The organism is Pseudomonas syringae group sp. 243L2 (assembly GCF_032587875.1).
GTDB classification, from domain to species: Bacteria; Pseudomonadota; Gammaproteobacteria; order Pseudomonadales; family Pseudomonadaceae; genus Aquipseudomonas; species Aquipseudomonas amygdali.
Genome location: NZ_JAWHPL010000008.1, coordinates 1 through 1,836, shown reverse-complemented (window position 1 = coordinate 1,836; position 1,836 = coordinate 1). Strand labels below are relative to the sequence as shown.

The 1,836-nt window shown below is 61.1% G+C and carries 1 protein-coding gene; it reads right to left on the bottom strand.

What is annotated here, in order from left to right; all coding sequences use genetic code 11:
* Positions 1–1,836, bottom strand: a 1,836-nt coding sequence (locus RYB66_RS03930) for a toxin VasX (RefSeq protein ID WP_316893865.1), incomplete at both ends; no start/stop codon positions are given.

The window sequence follows — 1,836 nt, the reverse complement described above, 5'->3', positions numbered from 1 at the left end:
TCGGTCGTTTGCCGACCGGACCTTGGCATTGGCGCTGTTTGCATTACCTTTGGCTGACGCAAGAGTCTGGCTGGCTTTGGCGACGGCGTTCGCAGCGCCATCTGCGGCGCTTTGCAGGTTTTCAAAGATCCCGACCAGCGCCGCTGTTGTAGCTTTGCCGTTGTTGATCAGGAAGAAGTTCTGCAGGCTGTCGCCCGCCAGCAAGTTAGCGAGGGTGGTGGCGTCCAGTGTGACTTGGGCGATGGGGTCAGGCGCTGGCTGAGTCTCGAAACGGGCCAGTTCGGTGGCGCGAAAACGGCCGTCGCCTTTGTTCTCATCATCTGTAACCGGCATGACATAAGGCGCGCAAGCGGTCTGTAGATCGCATTCGGGCCAGAGCATGAGGTGCAGGGACGATGTGTCATCGCTGGCCGTCAGGTTCAAAAACTTCTGCCCAAGGCTCACGGCCTGATCCCATACCCCAACACCCGTGACCGCATCCACCATGTCGCCACCGGGTGCCAGCGGATCGACGTTGGATGGCAGCAGCGCGAGAGTCGCCAGCGTCCGGCTCAACTCATACATAGCCGCCACGTAGTCGAAACCTTCCAGGCTCAGGTGATCCGCCAGCATTTGCTCCGTGGCGCTTTGTTTAAGGCTGGCGACCAGCGCGTCCTGAGCACTGAGCATGTGCCGCCAGACCACCGCGCGCTGGACCGTGGCAGTGCATTGGTTGATCGCTCGCCTGCCAGGCTCATGCAGCTTGGCCATCGCCGTATGCAGCGGGTTTTCCTGACCGCGAATACTGCGCGGCACCACCAGTTGTTGCACCAGCAACGCGCTGGCATAGTGTGGGTGAAGAACGGCGTATCGGGCGCACAGCGCGAACAGTCGCTGGCACGTATCGACACGTTGCCGCAGATGACGCAGGCGATAGCAGGCATCGTCCAGCAGTACACCGCAGACCTGCCGCTGGCGGGCGTTTTCCAGCACATCGACGACACCGGCCTGCGTTTCCCAGAGCACCCCCGCATCGACGGGCTCGGCATCCGCTTCGATCGGCAAACTGGCGAGCAGCGCGTCGGCCATCGCTGTCAGCTCCAGGCGCCTGACATCCTGCACAGCAACACCTCTGCCAGCCTGAGCGAGAAATGCCTTGGCTTCTCTGAAGGACTCGACCGGAAACTGCCCCGACAGATCACACAGATACCGCGCCGGATGATCGAGCAGCCTTTCATAACCGGGCTGGCGGGCGCGCTGCGGTGCAGCCAGGCTGACCGGGAACGCGTTGTATTGCAGATTCAGCCGGGTCGCCTTGATCGGGGCGATGAGTGCCTGGGCGACAGGGTTTTTGGCATCAAAGCCAGAAAACGCATCGAGCATCGCCTTGCCATCGGGCTTGCCCTTGTACAGGTCCGTGAAGCGCATTTTCGACCCGCTCAGGTCAGGGCTGTTGCAGCGCTGATCTCTTGAAGCCGCGTCTTTTTCCAGACGCTCAAGGCGTGCCGCGCTGAGCTGTATTTCCGAGAAACACAACTGTAGCGTCTGCACGTGCCGGTTGTTCCAGAGTGCCGGTAGCCAGATGTCCTCAAGCGCCTGGCCAGTGGCCTTGCGCTCGCCTGCTAGAAACCCGCTTTGCTGACGATATCGGGCCACGTCGATGTCGTGATACGTGTTGCCGGTTTCGCTGACGTGGATCTCCAGCTCGCGCCACAGCTTCTCTTGATAAAACACGTACACATAACCCGCGCGAGCCAGCACCGGTGTGCCCATGTCGTCCACCGTTTTCGAACCGGGCAATGCCACGAACGGTAATACCGGAACGATCTGGTTGAACTGCGCATCGGCCTGTCGCGG